Origin of the sequence: Sorangium sp. So ce887 (assembly GCF_051521455.1) — a bacterium.
In the GTDB taxonomy this organism is placed as follows: Bacteria; Myxococcota_A; Polyangia; order Polyangiales; family Polyangiaceae; genus Sorangium.
Genome location: NZ_CP150354.1, coordinates 11,443,128 through 11,465,935 on the forward strand (window position 1 = coordinate 11,443,128; position 22,808 = coordinate 11,465,935).

Annotated in this window: 13 protein-coding genes; 5 read left to right on the top strand and 8 right to left on the bottom strand. The window is 71.2% G+C overall.

Annotated elements, in window-relative coordinates; translation table 11 throughout:
• Positions 1 to 6: 6 nt before the first annotated feature.
• Genes WMF36_RS42935 through WMF36_RS42950 form a run of 4 tightly spaced genes read right to left on the bottom strand, consistent with a single transcriptional unit; the run spans position 7 to position 6,054 of the window.
• Positions 7 to 504 (bottom strand): phage tail protein, encoded by a 498-nt coding sequence (locus tag WMF36_RS42935; protein ID WP_437576642.1) that lies wholly within the window; start codon positions 502 to 504, stop codon positions 7 to 9.
• Positions 504 to 3,617 carry a hypothetical protein gene (locus tag WMF36_RS42940; protein ID WP_437576643.1) on the bottom strand — a complete coding sequence of 1,038 codons (3,114 nt, stop codon included), beginning with the start codon at positions 3,615 to 3,617 and terminating at the stop codon, positions 504 to 506. Before WMF36_RS42940 ends, WMF36_RS42935 begins: the two co-directional genes overlap by 1 nt.
• 37 nt (positions 3,618 to 3,654) lie before the next feature.
• Positions 3,655 to 4,107 (bottom strand): phage tail protein, encoded by a 453-nt coding sequence (locus WMF36_RS42945; protein WP_437576644.1) that lies wholly within the window; start codon positions 4,105 to 4,107, stop codon positions 3,655 to 3,657.
• Between the two features lie 30 nt (positions 4,108 to 4,137).
• Positions 4,138 to 6,054, bottom strand: a complete 1,917-nt coding sequence (locus WMF36_RS42950) for a phage tail sheath family protein (RefSeq protein ID WP_437576645.1) — start codon at positions 6,052 to 6,054, stop codon at positions 4,138 to 4,140.
• A gap of 525 nt (positions 6,055 to 6,579) precedes the next feature.
• On the opposite strand from WMF36_RS42950, the gene WMF36_RS42955 reads away from it, so the two are divergent.
• Positions 6,580 to 12,477: a DUF3320 domain-containing protein gene (locus tag WMF36_RS42955; protein WP_437576646.1), complete on the top strand. Its 5,898-nt coding sequence runs from the start codon at positions 6,580 to 6,582 to the stop codon at positions 12,475 to 12,477.
• On the opposite strand, the gene WMF36_RS42960 is transcribed toward WMF36_RS42955, so the two are convergent.
• The gene (locus WMF36_RS42960; RefSeq protein WP_437576647.1) at positions 12,386 to 13,366 is read right to left on the bottom strand and encodes a hypothetical protein; all 981 of its coding nucleotides are present in this window, start codon (positions 13,364 to 13,366) and stop codon (positions 12,386 to 12,388) included. The genes WMF36_RS42955 and WMF36_RS42960 overlap by 92 nt on opposite strands.
• A 542-nt stretch (positions 13,367 to 13,908) precedes the next feature.
• On the opposite strand from WMF36_RS42960, the gene rpmG reads away from it, so the two are divergent.
• Positions 13,909 to 14,079 carry a 50S ribosomal protein L33 gene (gene rpmG, locus WMF36_RS42965; RefSeq protein ID WP_437576648.1) on the top strand — a complete coding sequence of 57 codons (171 nt, stop codon included), beginning with the start codon at positions 13,909 to 13,911 and terminating at the stop codon, positions 14,077 to 14,079.
• 100 nt (positions 14,080 to 14,179) lie between these two features.
• Here the strand turns inward: rpmG and zigA are convergent, their stop codons facing one another.
• Complete coding sequence (gene zigA / locus WMF36_RS42970) at positions 14,180 to 15,451, bottom strand: zinc metallochaperone GTPase ZigA (protein WP_437576649.1); 1,272 nt, start codon at positions 15,449 to 15,451, stop codon at positions 14,180 to 14,182.
• 401 nt (positions 15,452 to 15,852) lie between these two features.
• Between zigA and WMF36_RS42975 the strand changes: the two genes are divergently transcribed.
• Positions 15,853 to 17,223, top strand: coding sequence for an MATE family efflux transporter (locus WMF36_RS42975; RefSeq protein WP_437576650.1), 1,371 nt, complete (start codon positions 15,853 to 15,855; stop codon positions 17,221 to 17,223).
• A 25-nt stretch (positions 17,224 to 17,248) separates the two neighbouring features.
• Here the strand turns inward: WMF36_RS42975 and WMF36_RS42980 are convergent, their stop codons facing one another.
• Entirely contained in the window at positions 17,249 to 17,932 is a 684-nt protein-coding gene (locus tag WMF36_RS42980; RefSeq protein ID WP_437576651.1) for a TetR/AcrR family transcriptional regulator, read from the bottom strand.
• 245 nt (positions 17,933 to 18,177) lie between these two features.
• On the opposite strand from WMF36_RS42980, the gene WMF36_RS42985 reads away from it, so the two are divergent.
• Both WMF36_RS42985 and WMF36_RS42990 read left to right on the top strand, forming a co-directional pair.
• Positions 18,178 to 19,266 (top strand): efflux RND transporter periplasmic adaptor subunit, encoded by a 1,089-nt coding sequence (locus WMF36_RS42985; protein WP_437576652.1) that lies wholly within the window; start codon positions 18,178 to 18,180, stop codon positions 19,264 to 19,266.
• Positions 19,267 to 19,273: 7 nt separating this feature from the next.
• On the top strand, positions 19,274 to 22,441 hold the full coding sequence (locus WMF36_RS42990; RefSeq protein ID WP_437576653.1) for an efflux RND transporter permease subunit: 3,168 nt from the start codon (positions 19,274 to 19,276) through the stop codon (positions 22,439 to 22,441).
• Positions 22,442 to 22,511: 70 nt separating this feature from the next.
• On the opposite strand, the gene WMF36_RS42995 is transcribed toward WMF36_RS42990, so the two are convergent.
• Complete coding sequence (locus tag WMF36_RS42995) at positions 22,512 to 22,730, bottom strand: heavy-metal-associated domain-containing protein (RefSeq protein WP_437576654.1); 219 nt, start codon at positions 22,728 to 22,730, stop codon at positions 22,512 to 22,514.
• Positions 22,731 to 22,808 lie beyond the last annotated feature (78 nt).

The window sequence follows — 22,808 nt, forward strand, 5'->3', positions numbered from 1 at the left end:
GACGGCCTAGGCTCCCCCGCCTCTCGGGCGCTTGAGCCGCAACGATTCGTAAGCGAGCTGCAGCTCCTCGATGGCCACCATCCCGTCCTTGGCGTTGAGCGGTGGGGCCTTGAGCTTCACCGGAAGGCACCGCGAGAGGACGAAGCGGGCGCGCTCGACGATGCCTTCGGACGCAGGGCTGGGCGCGAAGACGATGACCTCGGCGTCGGCGCGGAGGCTCGGCTTTTCGAGCACGGCGCCGAACCAGTCCCAGAGCTCGAAGCTCGCCGTCATTCCCCGCTTCAGCGTGAGCTGCGCGTACGCGAGCGGACCGGCGAGCCGGATCTGCCGGCCGTTGTTGCCACCCTCGCGGAGGGTCTTCACCTCCATCGTCATGTCGAGGCCGTCGCACTCCGAGAACGACGCCGCGCACACCTTCGAGGAGACGCCGGGCACATTGATCTCCACGGCGAAGTTGAACGCGGTGAACGGATACTCCACCGTCTCGGCGGCCGGATTGGCCATCAGCGGACCTCCGTCACCCGGCTGAGATCGCCGTTCTGCACGAGGCGGATGGTGAGGAACGTCATCGGCGCCGCCGGCGCGACGCGGAGATCCACCGAGAAGCAGCCCTCGGCGGCGCCGGCCCCCGTGCTCGGGCCGTCGTCGGGCACCACCTGGAACGAGGAGGCCTCGTTGCTCCCGGCGAAAGCCCCGCGTGCAAACATCAGCCCGAGGAGCGCCTCGAAGCCGCGCTGCACGAGGCGGCGGAGAGAGCGATCGTTCGGCTCGAAGACGTACGTCGTCCCGAGGCGGAGCGCCGCGCGCCGGAGGAGGCTGAGCATCCGCCGCACGTGGATGGGCACGAGATCCGCGTCGGCGCTGAGGGTATCGGCATCCAGCACGAGGAAGCCGCCCGGCTCCTGCCGGATCTGGTTGATCTGCGCATCCTGGAGCGCCTGCCGGCTGTCTCTGCCGAAGAGCGGCGTCAGCGCCACCACGGCGGCGAGGGGCTCGTTGGCCGGGGCGATCCAGGCGCCGCGCGCCAGCGCCCGCCGCGCGAGCAGGCCCGCGATCGCGCCGTCGGGTGGCGTGCGCCGGATCTCGGCGCCCCCCCCCGGCACCTCCCGGGTGAGGAGCCAGGGGTGGTAGAGCGCTCCATAGCTCAGCGCCACCATCTCCCCGGGGCCGAGCCGGCCCGAGAGCCTGGCGGCGTGGTCGATGGCCTCCGGCTCGCGGTAGTGCTCCGGCATCCCCAGCACGGCGAGCAGATCGCCGCGCGCGGCGCTCATCCGGAGCAGCGCCTGCTGGACGCGGAGCAGATCCTCGGGGCGGTAGTCGGTCGCATCCTCGAGCATCACCTGGGCGGCGCGGCCCACCTGCACCGAGAGCGCGTCCGACCAGGGCCCCGGGCCGCCCGCGTTCTCGATCCGGACCCGGTAGCGCCACGCGCCCTGGGGCCGGCCCCAGATCGTCAGCTGCGCGCTCTTGCCCGTGTAGACCGACGCCGCAGGCTCGAAGCCCAGGTTCGGCGATTCCTCGACGACGAAGCGCTCCCCGGGGGCGTGGGCGCTCCCGCGATCGAGCGCGCCCGTCCAGGCGAGCGTGAAGGTGCCCGCCGCGTCGGGGCCGGCCGAGAGCGAGAGCACCGGCGCGTCGAGCGGCGTCCGGCAGTCGCGGAAGTCGGCGGGCACATGCACCGCGAGCGCGTCCGACCAGGGCCCGAGCGCCGTCGCCCCCTCGACCCGTACGCGGTAGTACCAGTCGCCTGTGGCGCGGCTCCGGAGCGCGAGCTTCGCTGCCGTGCCGGCGACGACCGTGGTGGCCGGTGCGAAGCTCCCGCTCCGCGACTCCTGGACCACGTAGCGCTGCCCGGCTGCGAGCGCGCCCTGCCATGCGATCGTGAATGCCCCGGTCCGGTCCGCCGCGCTCGCGAGCGTGAGCAAGGGCGCGGCGATCGACGCGCGTGGCTCGCCAAAGCCCGCGCCGTCGCGCGGCTCGTCGGGAATGGCGGGCGCGGGCGCGGAGGTCGTGCTCCAGCGGCGGTGGACCGCGTCGGGCGCGGCGATGAGCGTCGCCTCCTCGACCACGAGCGCCGCGTGGATGCCGCGCAGCGGGCGGGCCGCGGTGCTCTGGTAGCGGAGAAAGTCGGCCTCCGCGAGCAGCGTCGTCGTGGTCGTCTCCGCGAGGGCGTCGTCGAGGAACAGCTCCGCGCCGAGGGTCTCGAGCCCGTTGCGCACCGGCGCGTCGAGGAGGGGGCCGGCCGCGCCGAGGAATGCGTCGGCGGTGAACGCCATCCCGATCGGCAGGTAGAACGACTCCCGCTCCGCATCGGCGCCCGGGCGGGGCCGGCCGTCGCCCGCGAGCGGGTAGCGCGGTGATGTGGCGGCTTGCCAGAGCGCCGCCCACCGCCCGCCGTCGGGGCCATCGTCTCCCGGCGCGAGGCTCACGAGGTGGGCGCGGTAGAGCTCGTCGTCGGTGGGCAGCCCGCCCCAGAAGCGCGGGTGGCGCTGCCCGAGGCCGAGATCCGAGAGGCGCGCCGGCGGGGCGTCCCCTCGGCGCGTCCAGAGCTCCATCCGGAGGCGCTCCACAAGGACGGTCTTCTTGCCGGCCGAGACGGCGGCGACGAGCTCGTCGAGCTCCGCCTTCGAGGGCGCGGTCTTCCGACGGCGCAACGCAGGACCGGTCACGCTCGTCGACTCGGGCTTCTTCGCGTCCTCCAGCCGTACGTCGCGCGTCCGCACCCAGAGCTCCTCGTCGCCGAGATCGACGCGGAGAAACGCGCCGCGCGCGGGCGCCTCCGCGAGCGGCACCGTGAGCACCAGGGAGACCTCGCCGCCCTTCCAGGACGGCGTCTTCCTCGGCGGGGGCCTCGACTCCACCGGGACCGGCGCGCCTTTCCCCTCGCCGTCGAAGGTGTCGGCCGTGAGGCCCGCAGGCAACGAGGCGGGAGCCCCGGCATGGAACCAGTAGGAGCGCTCGCCCCGCGCCGTCACCCGGAAGGTACGCGCCTGTCCGGGCCGGAGCGTCCCCGTGTCTCCCGGCTCCGCGGAGGCGAGGGCGGTCACCGGGAGCATCCACACGAGGGCCGCGTCGGCGTCCGCGCCGGGGCCTGCGTCGCGGAAGGTGAAGCGGAGCAGATCGCCCGCGGCGAGATCGTTGCTCGCGTTCGTCGCCAGCGTCACGTGCGGCGGGACGGCGAAGCCGTTCTCCAGCTTCTCGAGCGTCACCACGCCCGCGAGCAGCGCGGCGCCGACGCGGAGCCCGTCGGAGAAGCTCCCCTCCGAGCGCGCCCTCACGACCGCGGGCGTGAGCTCGTCGCCGGAGGCGCGGAGCAGGCCCGTGATCGGGAAGACGTTGGCGCTCGCCCCCCGGCCGGCGACGCGCACCACCCAGCACCGGCGCCCGCCGTTGCGGAAGAAGGCCCGCACCGCAGGGCCGAGGTGCGCGTAGACCGGCTCGCCGCGCGCCGCATCCCAGGCGAGGAGCGCGTCCTCCCCGAAGATCGCCGCGAACTCCGCGGCGCTCTCCACCGCGACCGGGACGTGCAGCGGCCCCTCCGCCGCGAACCCCGCGAGGACGGCGATGTCCATGCGGGGCAGCGGATCGACGGGCGGCGGCGCTGCGACGAATCGCACGCCTGGCAAGCGGCGGGGGGCGCGCCCGGGCACGGGTCTACTCCATCTCCAGCCGCTCGTAGGAGATCGTCAGCTCCTCCATGGCCACGTCCGTGCCCTTGGCGTTGAAGGGCCCGCTGATGTGCTTGATGATCCGCGCCCGGAGGAGCCTCCACGTCAGCACCACCGCCGTGTGGTCCTCGTTCTGAAGCTGGATTGTCACGGTGCGCAGGGCGTTCTGGTCGCCGTTGCGGATCTGGTTGAGCCATTTGTAGAGCGAGAGCGAGCCGATCACGCCGCGCTTCATCGTCACGTCCGTCGCCTTGTTGAGGCCGGTGATCTTGCGGACGCTGTTCTCCTTCTCGTTGCCGTTTCGGTACTCGGCGACGGTGACCTCCATGCCGATGTTGGTGCACTCCTGGAAACCGGCGTCTGGGCCGTCGGTGTTGCCAGTTCCGAGATCCACAAGGAAGTTGAACTGCACGTAGGGACGATCACGCTGAATGGCCACGAGCTCCTCCTTCGGGGCGTTGTGCTCGGATCAGGACTTCCGGTCGGCGGTCCACTGGCCGATGCGGAAGATCACGAACTCGGCCGGCTTGAGCGGCGCCACGCCGATGAGGCAGATGAGCCTGCCGTTGTCGAGGTCGTTCTGGGTCATCGTCGAGCGGTCGCAGCGGACGAAGTAGGCCTTCTCGGGTTTATCGCCGAGGAGAGCCCCAGACTGCCACTCGTTGAGAAGGAAGTCCTCGATGGTGCGCCGCACGTTGGCCCAGAGCGCTTCCCCGTTCGGCTCGAACACCGCCCACTGTGTGCCCTTGTCGATGGAGCGCTCCAGGTAGCAGAAGTAGCGCCGCACGTTGACGTACTTCCACTCGGGGTCCGAGCTCACCGTGCGAGCGCCCCAGAGCCTGTAGCCGCGCCCCTCGAAGTAGCGGAACGCGTTGATCCCCTCGGGGTTCAGCACGTCCTGCTGGGCCTTGTTGAGGAGTATCTCGAAGCCGAGCGCGAGGTTCACCACCTCGTTCGCTGGGGCCTTGTAGACAGCGCGATCGGTGTCGTTGCGGGCGTAGATGCCGGCGACGAAGCCGCTCGGGGGCAGGAAGATCGGCACCCGCGTCACCGGGTCGAGGACCTTGACCCACGGGTAGTAGAGCGCCGCATAGCTGGAGTCGATCTTGGCGCGCATCGCGCGCACCTGGCCCAGGCTCTGCCCGTCGCCCGAGTCGAGGACGGCGATGCGGTAGCGCATCCGTTGCGCGTGCGCGATGAGGAGGTTGACGATGGTGCTCGCGTCGGCGGCGTAGCCGCGCTCGAGGCCGAACGTCGAGCCGGGGGCGGCGACGATGGAGATGTCCTCGAGATCCTCGAGCTGGGCGAGCCCTGTCTTGCGCATGGTGGCGTCGTCGACGCCGCCCTCGTACTGCGTCGCCGAGGGCCGCTGGCCGTCGTTGCCGCCCGCGAGGAGCACCTCGATGGTGCGGCTCGCGTCGCTTGACCTCGGATCCTCGAGGTTCGTCCGCAGCGCGGAGAGGGGCGTGGCGGGAGCGAGCGCGTTGAGCAGCGCGAGGCCGTCGGTCATCCCGACCGCGTTGATCACCACCGGGATGGCCCGGTTCTCGGCGGGGTTGTTCTGGTCGAAAGAGAACCTGGCCGTCAGCGCGTCCGCGGAGCCGTTGCTGGTGTGATTGGCGTCGAGCGCGAGGCCGTCCCAGACCAGCGCCGTCTCGCCGATCACGGCGACGCTCAGAGAGACGACGCGCAGCGCGTGGTCGGCGAGGTTGTCGACGGTGATCGTCTTGGCCGCGACCGAATCGGTGAAATCCCAGCCCTGCGTCGCCTGGTTCCAGAGCGCGAGGTAGCAGCCCGTCTGGTCCGCCGCGGCGCTCCCGGCGGCGCGCTTGACGAGGACCACGTCGCGATCGCGCAGCGCGCCCGTGACCGAGGCCTTGCTGCCGAGCGGCGTGCCGCTCGGGCTGAGCACGTTCTGGCCGATGCGCAGGGTGAGCCGCACCCGCAGGTTCCCCGCGGCGCCCTGGTAGCGCGCGCGCACCGCGAGCCCGGGGAGGGCCCCACGCGCGAAGCCGTCGTTGAAGAGGCCGCCCGCGTTCGGCCCCGCGCCCTCTTCAAACTCGTTCTTCTTCCGATTCGCGGCCGAGTCATCGAGCCGCCGGAAGACGCGGGACACGTACAACCGCTTGCCTCCCTCGGTGAAGAAGGCGCGCACCGCGTGCCACAGATAGTTGTGCATGAAGTCGGTGCCGACCTGGAGCTGCTGCCGATCGCCGTAGGTGAGCTCGAACTCGCCGAGGCTGGTGATCAGCTCGTTCTCGAGATCCACCGGTCCAGAGCGACACGGACCGATGAAGCCGGTGGTCGTCGTGCTCACGCCCTCGAGGGACTTCGAGCGAAAGGACGTCTCTTCAACGTAAACTCCGGGAGCCAAGTATTCCGGCATCTTCCTCTCCTGGGTCCTCGAGCGCCGAGCGGATGAGCGATGGGGGCGAAAGGCGACGTGAGATAGAGCTCTGCCGCGCCACGCCTCAGGAGCGTGGCTGCTTTGCTGCAGCGAGACATGGCTCGTCTGGGAGACCCCTACCCGAAACTGCAGACCGGCGCGGCCGTTCCACGCGCGCCGTCGCCCGTTCGTGGTCCGCCTGGCGCGGCAGATGAGGCCGGAAGCATGGGGAGTTGTCAATCGTTTTCGTGTGAGACGAGCCGCCTGTGGCGACACCTCTCCCGATTCGTCGCGCGCGACCAGCGTCGCGCAGTGGTGCTGAGGTCGAAGCACGATGTGAGTCCGCCGCTCGCTTGCTGGTCTACGTGAGAGGGGGTAATCTTGAAGCTCGTCCATTGTGCAGACGTTCTCCTCGATAACCCCCCTGCGAAGGCTGAGCGCCCATGACGGCGCGCCGGTCGACTCGATCCGCGGAGCTACAAGCAGAGGCTCTGAAAACCGTCGTGCACACGCTTTGAGGCAGACATGACAACCCAGGAGCAGCCGACGGTCACTGTCGAGCTCGAGCATACCCGGACCCTGACGTTCGCCCTCGAGCAGGCAGGGGTGCCCATCGTCTCTTCCGTGCAGATCCGGAACGGCGGCTCGGCGCCGCTCGAAGGTGCCGTGCTCACGATCGAGCTCGCCCCGGAGCTCGGCGCGGCGGTGCATGTCCAGGTGCCGACCGTGCACGGCGGCGAATCCACCGATCTCGGCATCGCCGACCTCCCCTTGCCGCCGGAGCGATTGCGCGCCGTCACCGAAGCCGAGCGTGCCCGGATCGGGTGGAAGCTGGTCGCCGGGGGACAGGCCCTCGCTTCGGGCTCCGGTGCCATCGACGTACTCGCGTACAACGAGTGGCCCGGGCTGCGCGCGCCTCCGGCGCTGCTCGCGATGTTCGTCATGCCGAACCATCCGGTCGTCACGCTCCTGCTCCGCCAGGTGCGCGACCGACTCGGCCGGGCGACGGGCAACAACGCGCTCGATGGCTACCAGAGCCGCTCCACGGCCCGCGTCACCGCGATGGTCACCGCGCTCTACGAGACGCTCCAGAGCTTCGGGATCTCGTACGCGGAGATGCCAGCGAGCTTCGAGGAGGTGGGACAGAAGGTTCGCTTCCCCGATCGCGTCCTCGAGGACCAGCTCGCGAACTGCCTCGACATGACGCTGCTCGCGGCCGCGTGCCTCGAGCAGATGGGCCTCCGGCCGTTGATCGTCACCGTCCACGGTCACGCCTTCCCGGGCGTGTGGCTCGTGGACGATCGCTTCCCCGAATGCGTGGTGAACGACGCCGCCCGGCTCCGCACGACCGTGGCGCTCGATCAACTCCTCTTCTTCGACTCGAGCACCATCATCCACTCACCGGCACCACGTTTCGACCGCGCGAAGGCGGTCGCGACCGACTACCTCTCACGGGACGCGGAGTTCGTCTTCGCCGTCGACGTCCGCGTCGCCCGCATCGATCGCTATCGTCCGCTCCCTCTCCGCGACCTCATGCGCGTCGCCGCGGCGCAGCCTGCCTTCGCGGCGGCCCCGGGTCGAGTTACCGAGGAAGCCCGGACCCTGCTGCTCCAGGCAGCGCAGATGCCGCTCGAGGAACCCCCGCCGGTCGCCGCTCTGCGTCCAGCGGATCCCGTCAGCGCACGGCTCAAGCAGTGGCGCGACCGCCTGCTCGACCTCTCGCTCCGCAACCGGCTCTTGAACTTCCGGGCCGACATCAAGGGCTCGGTCCCGCTCGAGGTGCCGGACGCCGCGGCCTTCGAGGACGCGCTGGCCGAAGAGAGAGCTTTCGACCTGCTCCCGCGGCCGTCCGACGGCCGGGACACGCGCGACACCGCGCTCGCCAAGGTGCGCTCCGATGACGCGGAGCTCCACGCGCGCCTGCGCGACGACCTGAAGAAGGGCATCGTGCATAGCCCGCTGTCGGACCAAGAACTTCGGACCCGGGCCGTTCACCTGGATCGCAGCGCGCGAACGGACCTGGAGGAGGGCGGGGCCAACACGCTCTACGCCGCGATCGGGTTCCTGCGCTGGTACGAATCCGACGCCAGCGACAAGCCCCGCCTCGCGCCGCTCCTGCTGGTGCCGGTGGCGCTCGAATACCAGCGGACGACGCGGCGCCTCCGCCTGCGCGGCCTGCCGGAGGAGGCGGTTCCGAACGTCACGCTCGCCGAGAAGCTGCATCGCGATTTTGCCGTCGATCTCGGCGCCTTCGCGAACCTTGAAGCGGATGAGCACGGGCGCGACGTCCCGGCGATGTTTCGCGCCGTGCGCCAGGCGATCCAGCGGATGCCGCGCTGGGAGGTGAGCGAGGAGGTTCACCTCGGGCTCTTCGCGTTCACCAAGTTCCTGATGTGGCGGGATCTGGAGGACAACGCCGCGGCGGTCCTGGAGAACCCCGTCGTGCGCCACATCGCTTCCGGTGCGCAGACGCCTTTCCCCAACGCCGCGCCGGCGACAGATCCTCGCGCGCTCGATGACGCCGTGCCGGCGGCGCGCCTGCCCGTCATCGTGGACGCCGACTCGACGCAGATGGCGGCGATCACCTCGGCGCTCGCCGGGCGCTGCTTCGTGCTCCAGGGTCCGCCGGGGACCGGCAAGTCGCAGACGATCACCAACCTCATCGCCGCGACCATGGCGGAGGGCCGCACCGCGCTCTTCGTCTCGGAGAAGATGGCCGCGCTCGACGTGGTGAAGCGGCGCCTCGACCAGGCGGGTCTCGGCGACTTCTGCCTCGAGCTGCACAGCCACAAGGCTCAGAAGAAGCAGGTCATCGAGTCGTTCGGAAAGAGCCTTTCACGGGCCGCGAAGGCAGCGCCGTCGGCCTGGGAGCAGCGCTCGGCCGAGCTCGGGAAGCTGCGAGCCGAGCTCAACGCCTATACGCGCGCGCTCCACGCACCGCGCCCGCTCGGGCGCAGCTTCTACCAGGCGAGCGCGCGCCTCCTCGCCCTGGCCAGCGCGCCGAAGATCGCCATCGTCTTCGCCAACGTCCCGTCCGCGACCGAGGTGCAATCCCGTGGGCTTCTCGACGCAGCGAACGCCTACGCGGTCGCGTCCCGCGATGTCGATCCGCTCACCGAGCACCCTTATCGCGACGCACGGCTCATGGAATGGTCGGCGCAAGGCGAGCAGGCCTTGCGCGCCGAGATGGAAGGCGCCCTCCGGGCCGTCGCGGGGGTGGACGCCGCCGCGCGACAGCTCGCATCGCTGCTCGGCGTTCCCGTGGCGGAGTCGCTCACCGGGCTCGACGAGCTTACGCAGCTCGGGGCGGCGGCGGCGAGCGGCCCTGTGCCCCCTTTGCTCATCGACGAAGCGAGCAGCGCGGATCTACGTCGGCGAATGCAAGACTGGATGGGGCGGACGCGGACCCTCGCGGAGTGGCGGGAGCGGCTTGGAAGGCGCTGGCAGGAGTCCGTCTTCCAGCTGGACCTCGCGGCGCTCGAGGCCCTGTTCAAGCGCTGGGCGCAGAGCTTCTTTCTGTTCGCGCTCCTGTTCCTGTGGGGCGCCCGCTCGCGGCTCAAGCTCGTGGCGCGCGGCGCGCTGCCGCCCAATCAAGAGATCTCGAGCGATCTCACCCTCGCGCGCGCCGCGCTGGGCAACGCGGAGCAGATCGAGCGCGACCGGGCGGGGTTGGTCCATGCCTTCGGCGGCTGCTGGACGGGGACTGACCACGATGATCCTGCGCCTGTGCTTGCGCGCGCCGATGCGTTCCGCGCGGCGCTCCGCCGGTATCGTGCCTCCTCCTCGGCGCCGCTCGACCGGGTCGTCGCTCTCACCGACCCGGCGCTCTCCCCGGAGCGCCGCGACGTCGTTGCCTCGCAGGCAAACGCCCTGTCCGGCGCGCTTTCCACGCTGCGCACGCACGTGCAGGCCACACTTGCGGGGATCGCTCCCTTCGGCGGCGTGTGGCCCGAGGACACCCGCGTGGGTTACCTGCATGTAGCGCACGAGCTCCTGTCTCGCTGGCATCAGGGGTTCAACGCGTTCCGGTCCTCCTGTCTGTACCGCAAGCAGGCCGCGCAGTTCACGCAGTGGGGGGCCGGGCCTATCGTCGCGGCCCACCAGGCCGGCACGCTCCGATCGGGCGATGTGGTCGCGTGCACCGAGCGTTCGTTCTTGCAGGCTTGGGTGGACGCGATTCGCGACGCCGAGCCCGCGCTCCGCACGTTCGACGGGCCGAACCGCCACCACCTCGTGGAGCGCTTCCGGAGCGCGGACGAGGAGCACATCCACCTCGGTCGCCAGCGCGTCGCCGAGATCCTCCAGGCGCGGCTGCCGCAGGTGGACGGCGCTCTCTCGGATGCGTCGGAGACGGGCAAGCTCCAGCGCGAGCTGCGCAAGAAGGCCCGACACTTGCCGATCCGGCGGCTCCTTGGCGAGATGCCAAACCTGTCAACGCGCCTCAAGCCATGCTTTCTCATGAGCCCGCTCTCCGTGGCGCAGTACCTCCCGGCGGATGGGCGACGCTTCGATCTCGTGGTCTTCGACGAGGCCTCGCAGATCTGCACCCACGACGCGATCGGCGCCATCGCCCGGGGGAGGCAGGTGGTGATCGTGGGCGATTCGCGGCAGCTCCCGCCGACGAGCTTCTTCCAGCGCGGGGTCGCGGACGACGCGCCGGTGGACGACAACGACGTCGAGGAGCTCGAGAGCATCCTCGACGAGGCGGTCGCCGCTGGATTGCCGCAGCAGATGCTCGGCTGGCATTACCGCAGCCGGCACGAAGCGCTCATCGATTTCAGCAACCAGCACTACTACGAGGGGCACCTGAACGTGTTCCCGGCGGCGCACGGCCGCGTCCCCGAGCTCGGCGTCGAGTGGCACCACGTACCCGGTGGTGTCTATGACAAGAGCAAGTCGCGGACGAACCGCGCGGAAGCCGAGGCGCTGGTCGCCTACCTCGTCAACGCGCTCCGCGGCACGCCTCCGGCCGAGCGGAGCTTCGGCATCGTGACCTTCAGCATGGCGCAGCAGCTCCTCATCCAGGATCTCCTCGACGAGGCGCGCGGGAAGAGCGCGGAGGTCGAGGCGCACTTCTCGAGCAGCCTGACGGAGCCGGTCTTCATCAAGAACCTGGAGAACGTGCAGGGCGACGAGCGGGACGAGATCCTGTTCAGCGTGGGCTACGGTCCGGATGAGGCGGGGCGCGTCTGGATGAACTTCGGCCCCCTCAACCGCAGCGGCGGGGAGCGCCGACTGAACGTCGCCATCACGCGCGCGCGGATGAAGCTGCGCGTGTTCTCGACGCTGACGCACGAGCAGATCGATCTCACGCGGACGAACGCAACCGGCGCGCGGCACCTCAAGGCATTTCTTCGCTATGTTGCAGAGCGCGGCAGCTTGACGCAGCAGCGCCCGGTGCTGCGCAGCGGCGACTTCGACAGCGACTTCGAGCGCGAGGTGTACGAGGCGCTGATCGCAAAAGGGTACCGGGTGGACTGCCAGGTCGGTTGCGGTTCGTACCGCATCGATCTCGCGGTGGTGCACCCCGAGCGGCCGGGCGTCTACCTGCTTGGCATCGAATGCGACGGCGCGAGCTACCATTCGGCCGCGACGGCGCGCGATCGCGACCGGCTGCGGCAGCAAGTCCTGGAAGGGCTCGGGTGGAAGCTGCATCGGGTCTGGTCTTCCGACTGGTGGTTCCAGCGCTCTCGCGAGGTTGAGCGGCTTGAAGCGGCCGTACGGCGCGCTCTGGAAGAAGGCAGCAGGTCGCCGGCGCCGCGCCCACCCACCGCCCACGTCGCGGCGCCTCTCCAGGAGGCAAGGACGCCCACGCCTCCTGCCGTGAGCGTCGACACGAGCTCCAGCGTGACTCCGAAACCTCCGCCGGCCACACCCTACGTGAAGGCCGAGCTCACGCCCGCTCCATTCGGCGTGGACGCGATCTACAATGGATCTGGGGCTCAGGAGCTGCGCGCGCGTCTGCTTGGCGTCCTCGCGGTGGAGGCCCCCATCCACCTCGATGAGCTCTCGCGCCGCATCGCTGCATGCTTCGGGGGCACGCGTATCACCGATCGTCTGCGGAACCATGTTATCGAGCACATCCGTGGGATCCCGGGCAAGGCCGTGATGCGGGGTGATTTTGTATGGCGTACGAATCAGGCGCATGACACCTGGTCCACGTTCCGCGGGCCTGCGAGCACCGGAGAGCCGCGCTCTGCGGACATCGTGCCGCCCGAGGAGATCGCAGCTGCTGCCGCCTGGCTGCTCTCGCGTAGCCTCTCCACGACCCGTGACGACTTGATCCGGGAGACCGCGCGCCTGTTCGGAATCCAGCGAGCGGGGGCGAAGGTCAGCGAGCGGATCGCCGCTGGGATCGAGCTCTTGAGGAAGTCCGGGCGCTGCGCGATGGAGGGGGATCGGATCGAGTGGCGAGGTCGCTAAGGGGTCGCCCCCGGTCGCGCTCCGCCGCGTGCCCCACGCTGCGGAAGATCCTTACGCCGAGCCAGAGGGCGACAGCCGCCGCCGCCGCGAAGATCGCCAGCGGGACCACCTCGAGCGCACCCTCGGCGGCCCGCGCGGACAGCAGCATGGCCGCGATCGCCACGGCCATGGTGAACCCCTTGACCACGAAGAGTGATGATAGGAGATACCCCACCGGCCGTCGCTGCAGGAGCGCCACGCCGGTGAAGACAGAGAGCGGCACGATCAGCCCGAGGTCGAGCGCCTGTACGGCCAGCGTCGGCTGCCCGTGAAGCAGACCCTGCAGCTGGCCCGAGAGCCCGGCCGCGATCCGTTGCGTCCACATGAGGACCAGCAGCGCGGCCATCGCGAGGCAGAACACGGCCATGCCGCGGCGCGGAAAGCGCTCCGAGGCCCCCGCAGCGAGCTCGGCGAGAGGGACCGTCGAGGCGATCCACACCACGCCGGCGAGGCTTCCGGAGTACAGGGCGACGAACACGGGGAAGAACGGGCCGAACGCCCACATGAGGGCGTACATCAGGTACTGATAGAACAGATAGCCGAGGATCCCGGCGGCGAAGAGCCGCCCCCGCAGCGACCCCCGCGCCAGGAGCGGCAGCGCTGCGAGCAGCGCCGGCACCGCGAGGTACAGGGTGACGACGTCCCAGCCGACCCCCTCGGCGACGAGCCGCTCTGCGTTGTAGCGGTAGATCCCTGTCGTGGCATACGCGTAGTGCTCGCCCCGGAGGCTCACGGCCGTGGCCGTCGCGCCATCACCGCGGAGAAAGACGCCGGCCGCGGAGGCGAGGCCCGCGAGCAGCGCGATCCCGAGGCCCAGCCCGGCCATTCCGAACCTCGTCTTCCTCGTCATCGTCGTCATGCTCTTCGAGCCTCGGAGCGGCCCTTGCGCGAGGCGTGCCGAGGAGCGGCCGGCGGGCCTGGCCAGGGACCGCCCGCGCGTGCGACGCCCCGTGCGCCCGCGGGCAGTGGTGAGCCACGGCGGAGCCGCGATCGGAGGGCGCAGGCGTTGCACCGCCGGTGCAGACGGTGCAGCGCGTCCGCGCACGCGGTAATGAAGGCTGGGTGCCCCGCAAAGCGAGCTCGTGTGACAGGCCGGAGGGGACGAGCGACCCCGTGGTGCAGGGCTGCGTCGAAAAGGAGAAATGGTTCCTTGGCCTGCCTTGACTTGACCTCCAGCGGACGCGTCGTCCGTGGGCGCCGCGCCACGCGCCACGCGCCGCCATGCCGCGACGAAGCCTCATGAAGCACGATGCCACGGAGCGCGACACTAATGTAACATAGTTGCATCAACGGCCAGATCGAGGTAATGCTGTCGCATCCAGCAGGCCCGCCGATCCGCCGCCATTGCCGCGGGACACGGCCTGCCACCGAGCGGCCACAAGGAGGCACCTCGTGCGCGATACCATCAAGCTCGTCTCATCTGCGGGGACCGGTCACTGCTACTACACGACGAAGAACAAGCGGACGATGACGGAGAAGATGCAGATGAAGAAGTACGATCCCATCGCCCGCAAGCACGTGGCCTTCACGGAAGGGAAGATCTCGAAGGGAGGCGGCAAGTAAACACAGCCCCGGCGCTCGCGGTCGTGCCGTGAGAGCGGGCGCGCTGCGCTGTAGCGAGCCCGCCGCCGGGGGATGAGCCGGTCACCCAGCCTGGAGCGCCTCACGACACGAGAAGCTGCGCCGGCTCGGCCTCGCTCTCTTCCTCCTCTTCCTCTCTCTCGTCCTGCCACGCCGGGAAAGGATCCTCGAACCGGCTCCAGCCGGAGGGCCCCGCGGCCATCTCTTCGGGGGTGAGCAAGCAGGCGTCGAGGCCGCGCGTGAGCGCCTCTCGGGTCATGTCGACGCCGATGAAGACGATCTCCTGCCGCCGGTCGCCCCAGACCGGGTGCCACGCGGCGCCCGTCTCGTCGTCCTCCGACCGCAGCTCCTCGGGCAGGGCCGCGTACCAGCGGCCCGCCGCCTCGAACGAGGCGGCGCCGCCCGCCTGCGACCAGGCGCCCGTGATGTCCACGCGGGTCGCGAGCCAGAAGAACCCCTTCGAGCGGAGCACTCCATCCCAGGCGGCCGCGCCGTGGATGAAGGCCCAGAGCCGCTCCGGGTGCATCGGGCGGTCAGCGCGGTAGACGAAGCTCTCGATCCCGTACGCCTCGGTCTCGGGCACGTGCTCGCCGCGCAGCTCCCGCATCCAGCCGGGCGAGCGCGCCGCTTGCTCGAAATCGAAGCGCCCGGTGCCGAGGATCTCGCGAGGATCGATCCGGCCGCGGCAGGCCGTGACGATCCTGGCGCCGGGGTTCAGGTGCAGGAGCATCGCCGTGAGCCGCTCGACCTCGTCATCGCTCACGAGATCCGTCTTGTTGAGCACGAGCACGTTCGCGAACTCGATCTGCTCGACGAGCAGATCCGCGACCGTGCGCTCGTCGTCGTCGCCCAGCGCGGCCTCGCGCGCGCGCAGGTCGTCGGCGCTCGTCCAGTCCGCGAGGAACCGCTGCGCGTCGACGACGGTGACGAGCGTGTCGAGCCGGGCGACCTCCGAGAGGCTCTTGCCCGTCGCGGGATCGTCGAAGGTGAACGTCTCGGCGACCGGGAGCGGCTCCGAGATGCCCGTCGACTCGATCAGCAGGTAGTCGAAGCGCCCCTCCGCCGCCAGGCGGGCCACCTCGACGAGGAGATCCTCCCGGAGCGTGCAGCAGATGCAGCCGTTCGACATCTCGACGAGCCGCTCCTCCACGCGGCGCAGCGCCGCGCCCCCGCCCCGGACGAGCGCGGCGTCGACGTTGACCTCGCTCATGTCGTTGACGATCACGGCGACGCGCAGCGCGTCGCGGTTCGCGAGGACGTGGTTGAGCAGCGTGGTCTTGCCGGCGCCCAGGAAGCCGGACAGCACGGTCACAGGGAGCTTTCGTGTCACGTCGAGATCCTCTCTCTCCAGCATCGGCGCGCTCCAGCGCGGGCAGGGGCGCCTGCCGCACGTGGGGCGTGGGGGTGATCGAGATGCCTCCGCGGTCGCGGCGCATCGGCCGGGCGCCGGGCTGGCGCGTTGGCGCGCGCTCGAATTAATGCATAAGAATTGCATTTGCAACAAAATGTAGACTGGAGAGGGCGTGCGTGCCGGACGCCTACGCCTCCTTGCGCGCTCGGGATCATCGCGGACGGGCGCGCGCCGAGACCGCCCCGACCACCGCGCCCAGCCCGGGTCGCCGCGCCCGGCTCAGTCCGCCCGGCGCGGTGCGCGGCCTTCGCCCGCCTCGCGTCCTCGTCGGGTGGAGCGTACCTCGGCAGGTGATATCCACCGATGCGGCGGGCCGCGGCTGAGCCCGGAGGGTCGAACTTCTCGTGACAAGCGAACCGGAAGACGCGGCGCTGACGGGCCAGGTGTGGCGGCTCGCCTGGCCCGCGATCGCGCACATGCTGCTGCTGACGCTGGTCTTCCTCGTCGGGCGCGGCATGGTCGGGCGCTACTCCATGACCGCGCTCGCCTCGATGCAGATCTGCGGGACGCTCACGTGGACCATCGTCTCCGTCTTCAGCGCCACCTCCGCCGGCACGCTCGCCGTCGTCGCGCGCAGCGTGGGCGCCGGCGACCGCGCCGCCGCCGCCGCCGCCGCGCGCGCGTCGCTGGTCTTCGCGCTCGCGCTCGGGGCGGCGGTCGCGCTGCCGCTGCTCGTCGCCTGCGGCCCGCTGCTCCGCGCGCTCTTCCCGCACGCCGGCGCCGAGGTCGTCGAGCAGGCGATCGCGTACCTCGAGATCGTGCTGCCGGCCCTGCCGTTCGCGTTCGTCGAGGCCGCCGCGGCGTCGGCGCTGCAGGGCGTCGGCGACACGAGGACGCCGCTCTCCGTGGCCGCGATCGGCAACGTCGTCAACGTGGCGGTCAGCGCCGTCCTGATCTTCGGCCACCTCGGGCTGCCCGCGCTCGGCGTGCGCGGCGCGGCCGTCGGCGTGGCGTGCACCATGGCGACCGAGGCGCTGCTGCTCACCGCGGCGCTGCTGTCGCGCTCGAGCCCGCTGCCCCTCCGGACAGCGCCGGCCGCCGACGCGCGGGCCGCCCGGCAGGCGAACGCCGCGGCGCTCGCGCGGGTCCTCCGGGTCGCGCTGCCGACGTTCGCCGAGCGCTCCGTCTACCACGCCGGCTACACGGGGTTCGTCGCCATCATCGGGCTGCTCGGCGCCACCGCGATGGCCGCGAACCAGGCGCTCATCGCCGTCGAGTCGGTCTGCTTCCTCTCCGCCGAAGGGTTCGGCATCGCCGCCGGGGCGCTCATGGCGCAGCGCCTCGGCGCGCGCAGCCCCCGCGACGCCGCGCGGGTCGGGCTCGTCGCGGCCCTCATGGCCATCCTCGCCCTCTCCGCGTTCGGCGTCCTGTTCGTGCTCGCCCCGCGCCCGCTCCTGCTCGCGTTCTCCAGCGACCCCGAGCTCCTCGCCCTCGGAGAGAGCGCGCTCCCCGTGGCCGCCGTGGCGCAGCCGTTCATGGCGTTCGCCACCGTCATGGGGACGGGGCTCCGCGGCGCCGGCGACACCCGGACCGTGCTCGCCGTCACGCTGGTCTGCTCGCTGCTCGTCCGGGTCGGCGGGACGTGGCTGTTCGCGGTGACCCTCGGCCACGGGCTCGCCGGCGTCTGGATGGGCAGCACCGCCGACTGGATCTGCCGCAGCGCCCTCCTCGGCGTCGCCTTCGCGCGCGGCCGCTGGAAGGCCCTCGCCGTCTGACCCGCCGCCCCCGCGCCCCGCCGGCTCAGACCTGCTTCCGTCTCGCCGGGCTCAGCACCCCGAGGAGGATCACGTCGACGACGCGCGCGAGCTGGGCCTCGTCGACGCACGCGCGATCCGCCATCATCTTGTGCTTGAGGTAAGCCGCGAGGAGCTCGCACGGGAGCATCGGCTCGTCGCTCGGCGCGAGCTCGCCCCGCGCGACGGCGCTCTCGACGATCGCCCGTATTCCGCCCTCCTGGACGGCGCGCAACGAGCGGGCGATGGCCATGAGCTCCGAGTCGAGGCCCTCCGCGAGGCACACGTGAAAGAGGCTCTGCCCCAGCGCTGACGTCTGGATCTCGATGATCGCGCGCCCGAGCGCGATGAGATCCCCGCGGATCGAGCCCGTGTTCGGGGGAATGATCTTCTCGTCCGTGATCGACAGGAGCGCGGCGCGCACGAGGTCCTCCTTCGTCGGCCAGCGCCTGTAGACGGTGGTCTTGTTCACCCCCGCGCGCGTCGCCACGTCCTCGATCCGGAGCGCGCGGTAGCCCGCGCTCGCGAGCTCCTCCAGCGCGGCCGCGAGGATGCCGCGCACGACCGGCTCGCCGCGCACGAGCGCACGCCTCTTCGCGGAGACCCGCTTCGCCGTCCGTTTCGCCGTCGCCGCCTGCATCGACCCTCCATTCAAGTTCCGCCGCGCGGCACACGCCAGCGCAATTTTCATGACGCGACCCGCCATCGCCTCTCCTGGTTGCGATGATGGCAACTGGTTGTTGCGGTCGGTCCAGGCCGTGTTATACCCACCGCAACCATCGGTTGCGATAATCGGGGTGCCGCGCGACCGCGCCGCGAGGCCGAGGTCCGGCCGCCGGCGGAACGTGCGGACGGCGCGGCGCGCTGTCCGCGCGCGACGTCGTGCTCTGCCCGAGCGCGAGGCCGCCCCGTGACCGAACCCTCCGCGAGGAATCCTTGAACCACGCCACGACGAAACGCCGCGCCGAAAGCTTCGTTCTGCTCGCCGCGCTCGCCGCCACCGCGGCCGGCTGCGCGTCCAAGGCCAGCGCCGAGAGCGCGACCGAGGCGACCGCGCCGCCGGTCCGCGTCGAGACCGCGGCGGTGCGCGAGGAGCCCATGCCGCGCAGCCTCGCGCTCACCGGCACGCTGCGCGGGGAGCGGCAGACCGACCTCGCCGCCAACGCGGTCGGCCGCGTGCTCGAGACCTTCGTCGAGCGCGGCGACGAGGTGAAGAAGGGCGACCTGCTCGCGCGCCTCGACGTCCGCGCCGCCGCGCTCACCGCCGCGGAGGCCCAGGCGAACGCCGCGCTGACCCGGGCGCAGGAGGAGACGGCGAAGCGCGAGTGCGACCGCTACCGGGCGCTGCTCGAGAACGGCGCGATCTCCGGGGTCGAGCACGACAGGATCGCCGACCAGTGCCGGAGCGCCCCGCTCTCGGTCGCGGCCGCCGCCGCCCGCGCGCGCGCCGCCGCGCAGAGCGTCGGCGACGGCCAGATCCGCGCGCCGTTCGACGGAAGGGTCACCGAGCGCTTCGTCGACGTCGGCGAGTACGTCCGCCACGACTCCCGGGTCGTCGCGCTCGTCTCGAAGGGCGCGCTGCGCCTCTCGTTCACCGTGCCGGAGGCGAGCCTCGCCGCCGTCACGACCGGCGGCGCGCTGACCTTCAGCGTGCCGGCGTACCCGGGGCGCTCGTTCCCGGGCACCGTGCGCTGGATCGGCGCCGCGGTCCGCGAGACCACGCGCGACCTCGTCGCCGAGGCCGAGGTGCAGGACCCCGACGGCGCGCTGCGGCCGGGGATGTTCGCGTCGATCGCGCTCGCCACCGGCGAGGCGCCCGGCCCGGTCGTGCCGCGGTCCGCCATCGTCTCGAAGGAGGGGCGCGCGCACCTCTTCGCCGTCGTCGATCGCCGGATCGAGGAGCGCGTCGTGCAGATCGGCGTGGAGAAGGGCGACGCCGTGGCCGTCCTCCGCGGCGTCCGCGCGGGCGACACGATCGTGATGAAGCCGTCCGAGGAGCTCCAGAACGGCCAAGCCGTGGAGTGAGGTCGTCATGCAGTGGCTCGCCCGTGTCTGCGTCAAGAGGCCGGTCTTCGCGTCGGTCCTCATGCTGGTCATCGTGGTCCTCGGCGTCGCCGGCTACACCCGGCTCGGCCTCGACCAGTTCCCGAACATCGACGTCCCGTACGTCGTCGTCACGACGCGCCTCGACGGCGCGGCGCCCGAGGAGGTGGAGACCGAGATCTCGGACCGGATCGAGGGCGCCGTGAACACCATCAGCGGCATCGAGGACCTCCGCTCGACGTCGACCCAGGGCGTGAGCCAGGTCGTCGTCGGCTTCGAGCTGGAGAAGGACGCCGACGTCGCGGCCCAGGAGGTGCGCGACAAGATCAACGCCGTCCTGCCCAGCCTGCCCAGGGGCGTCGATCCGCCGATCGTGAGCAGGATCGACCTCGGCGCGGCCCCGGTCCTGCTCGTCTCCGTCGAGTCGGACCGGCCGATCCGCGAGCTCAGCGAGATCGCCGACAAGCAGGTGCGCCGGCAGATCGAGGGGATCTCCGGCGTCGGTCAGGTCAACCTGATCGGCGCGCAGAACCGGCAGATCAACGTCTGGCTCGACCCGATCGCCCTGCGGGCGCAGGGGATCACGGCGGCCGAGGTGCAGCGCGCGATCGCGGCGCAGAACCTGATGACGCCGGGCGGCAGCGTCGAGACCGGCCCCGAGGACCTCACGCTCCGCGTGATGGGGCGCGTCGACTCGCCCGAGGCCCTCGGCCGCATCGTCCTCCGGGAGCAGGACGGGCACGCCGTGCGCCTCGCGGACGTCGCCCGCGTCGAGGACGGTCGCGCCGAGGAGAAGACGTGGGCCCAGCTCGACCGGCGGCGCACCGTGCTCCTGTCCATCGTCAAGCAGTCAGGCCAGAACACCGTCACCGTCGTCGACACCGTGAGGGAGCGCCTCGCCGAGGTGCAGCGCTCGCTCCCCGAGGGGACGAAGATCGAGGTCGTGCGCGACGGCTCGCGCGTGATCCGCACGGGCATCGCCGCCGTGAAGGAGCACCTCGTGCTCGGCGCCCTCCTCGCCGCGGTGGTGGTGCTCCTCTTCCTCGGCAACGCCCGCAGCACCCTGATCGCGGCGCTCGCGATCCCGATCTCGGTCGTCGGGACGTTCGCGGTCATGTGGATCGCCGGCTTCACGCTCAACTTCCTCACGCTCCTCGCGCTCGCGCTCGCCGTCGGCATCGTGATCGACGACGCCATCGTCGTGCTCGAGAACATCGTCCGCTTCATCGACGAGAAGGGCATGAAGCCGTTCCCGGCCGCCGTCCTGGCGACGAAGGAGATCGGCCTCGCGGTGCTCGCGACCACGCTCTCGCTCATGGCGGTCTTCATCCCGGTCGCGTTCATGCCCGGCATGGTGGGGCGCTTCCTCAAGAGCTTCGGCCTCACGATGGCGTTCGCCATCGGGGTCTCGCTGATCGTCAGCTTCTCCCTCACGCCCTCGCTCGCCGCGCGGTGGCTGTCGGGGCACAAGCGAAGGGACGCGAACGCGAAGGCTCCGATCCTCGAGCGCGCGGTCGACGTCTTCTACCGGCCGATCGAGCGCGCCTACATGGCCGCGCTCGCGTGGGTGATGGAGCGCCGCTGGGTGATCGTCGTCGCGTCCGTGGCCGCGCTCGGCTCGTGCGGCCCCATCGCCAAGACGCTGCCCGCCGGGTTCCTCCCGGAGGACGATCAGGCGCAGTTCGAGATCAACATGCGCGCGCCGGAGGGGACGAGCCTCACCTCGACCCGCCTCATCGCCGAGCGGATCGCCGACGACGTGCGCCGGCTCCCGGGCGTCACGAGCACGCTCATGACCGTCGGGGAGGGGGAGCAGCAGGCCGGAAACGTCGCCAAGATCTACGTGATGCTCGTGGACCCGGAGCAGCGCGCGCTCGGGCAGCTCGAGATCATGCAGGAGGCGCGCGAGGAGATCCTCGCGAAGCTGCCGCCCGAGCTGCGCGTCACGGCCGGCGAGGTGCAGGCGATCTCGTCCGGGGGCCAGTCGTCGGCGCGGATCCAGGTGGCGCTCCAGGGGCCGGATCTCGACCGGCTGGGCGAGTACGCGACGCGCATCACCGAGGAGCTGCGCAAGGTCCCCGGCGCCGTGGACGTCGACAACAGCCTCGTCGTCGGCAAGCCCGAGCTCCGCGCGATCATCGATCGCGACCGCGCCGCGGATCTCGGCGTCCAGGTGGCCGACGTGGCCGGCGCGCTCCAGCTCTTCGTCGGCGGGCTCAAGGTCTCGACGTACTCGGAGGCCGGCGAGCAGTACGAGGTCCGCATGCGCGCCGACGCGAAGCACCGCGAAGGCGCGGAGAGCCTGTCGTTCCTCACGGTGCCCTCGTCCAAGCACGGCGCCGTCCCGCTCCACGGCGTGGTCGCGATGGAGCCCGACAGCGGGCCCTCGTCGATCGGCCGCCTCGGCCGGCGCCGGCAGATCACGATCAGCGCGAACGCCGCGCCCGGCGTCGGCGACACCGAGGTGCAGGCGGCGCTCGACCGGATCATCGCCGAGCAGAAGATGCCGGCGGGCTACTCCACGCAGCCGGTGGGGAGCTCCAAGAACACGGCGAGCACGGCGACGAGCTTCGTCGTCGTCATCGGCCTCGCGTTCGTGTTCATGTACCTGATCCTCGCGGCGCAGTTCGAGTCGTGGCTCCACCCGATCACGATCCTGCTCTCGCTGCCGCTCACGGTCCCGTTCGCGCTGATCTCGCTCAAGCTCTTCGACCAGTCGCTGAACCTCTTCTCGGGGCTCGGCCTCCTCGTCCTCTTCGGCGTGGTGAAGAAGAACGCGATCCTCCAGATCGACCACACGAACCACCTGCGGGCCGAGGGGATGCCGCGGCTCCAGGCGATCCTGCAGGCGAACAAGGACCGGCTCCGGCCGATCCTCATGACGACGATCGCCTTCGTCGCCGGCATGATCCCGCTCGTGCTGTCGCACGGCGTCGGCTCGGGCCAGAACCGGACGACCGGGGCCATCGTGCTCGGCGGGCAGTCGCTCTCCCTGGTCCTCACGCTGCTCGCGGTGCCGGTGGCCTACTCGCTCTTCGACGACGCGGGCGAGTGGCTGCGCCGCCGGTGGGGCAGGGGGGCGGAGGACAGGGGCGAGGCCGAGCTGGATGCGCTGCTCGGCAGGCCGGAGGCCGGCGCGGCGGCGGGCGGCGAGTGAGCGTCGCGCCGGCGCCGCCGGGCAGCGCCGGGCGACGCGCGGGTGCCACGAGCCCCGGCGATCCGGCCGCTCAGGCGGCGCGGGAGCGCACGTCGTAGCCGGCCCCGCGCACCGCCTCGACCAGCGCGTCCACGCTCGCGCTCGCGGGGTCGTGCTGCACGACGACGGTGCCCTCGCGCAGGCGCACGTCGACCTCGGCGACGCCGTCGAGCTCGCGCAGCGCGCTGTCGATGTGGCGAATGCAGGACGGGCAGCTCATCCCGCCGACCTGGAGGAGCGTCTCTTTCATGATGTCTTCCTTTCGGCGACCCACCGGCCGCTCACCTCCGAAGACGCAGTCGGCCCGGCCTCATTACACCGCGCCCGC

Excerpts from the sequence above, each read along its gene's own strand:
- WMF36_RS42935 (WP_437576642.1), bottom strand. The coding sequence starts at position 504 with ATGGCCAATCCGGCCGCCGAGACGGTGGAGTATCCGTTCACCGCGTTC.
- WMF36_RS42950 (WP_437576645.1), bottom strand. The coding sequence starts at position 6,054 with ATGCCGGAATACTTGGCTCCCGGAGTTTACGTTGAAGAGACGTCCTTT.
- WMF36_RS42955 (WP_437576646.1), top strand. The coding sequence starts at position 6,580 with ATGACAACCCAGGAGCAGCCGACGGTCACTGTCGAGCTCGAGCATACC.
- WMF36_RS42960 (WP_437576647.1), bottom strand. The coding sequence starts at position 13,366 with ATGACGAGGAAGACGAGGTTCGGAATGGCCGGGCTGGGCCTCGGGATC.
- zigA (WP_437576649.1), bottom strand. The coding sequence starts at position 15,451 with ATGCTGGAGAGAGAGGATCTCGACGTGACACGAAAGCTCCCTGTGACC.
- WMF36_RS42980 (WP_437576651.1), bottom strand. The coding sequence starts at position 17,932 with ATGAAAATTGCGCTGGCGTGTGCCGCGCGGCGGAACTTGAATGGAGGG.
- WMF36_RS42990 (WP_437576653.1), top strand. The coding sequence starts at position 19,274 with ATGCAGTGGCTCGCCCGTGTCTGCGTCAAGAGGCCGGTCTTCGCGTCG.
- WMF36_RS42995 (WP_437576654.1), bottom strand. The coding sequence starts at position 22,730 with ATGAAAGAGACGCTCCTCCAGGTCGGCGGGATGAGCTGCCCGTCCTGC.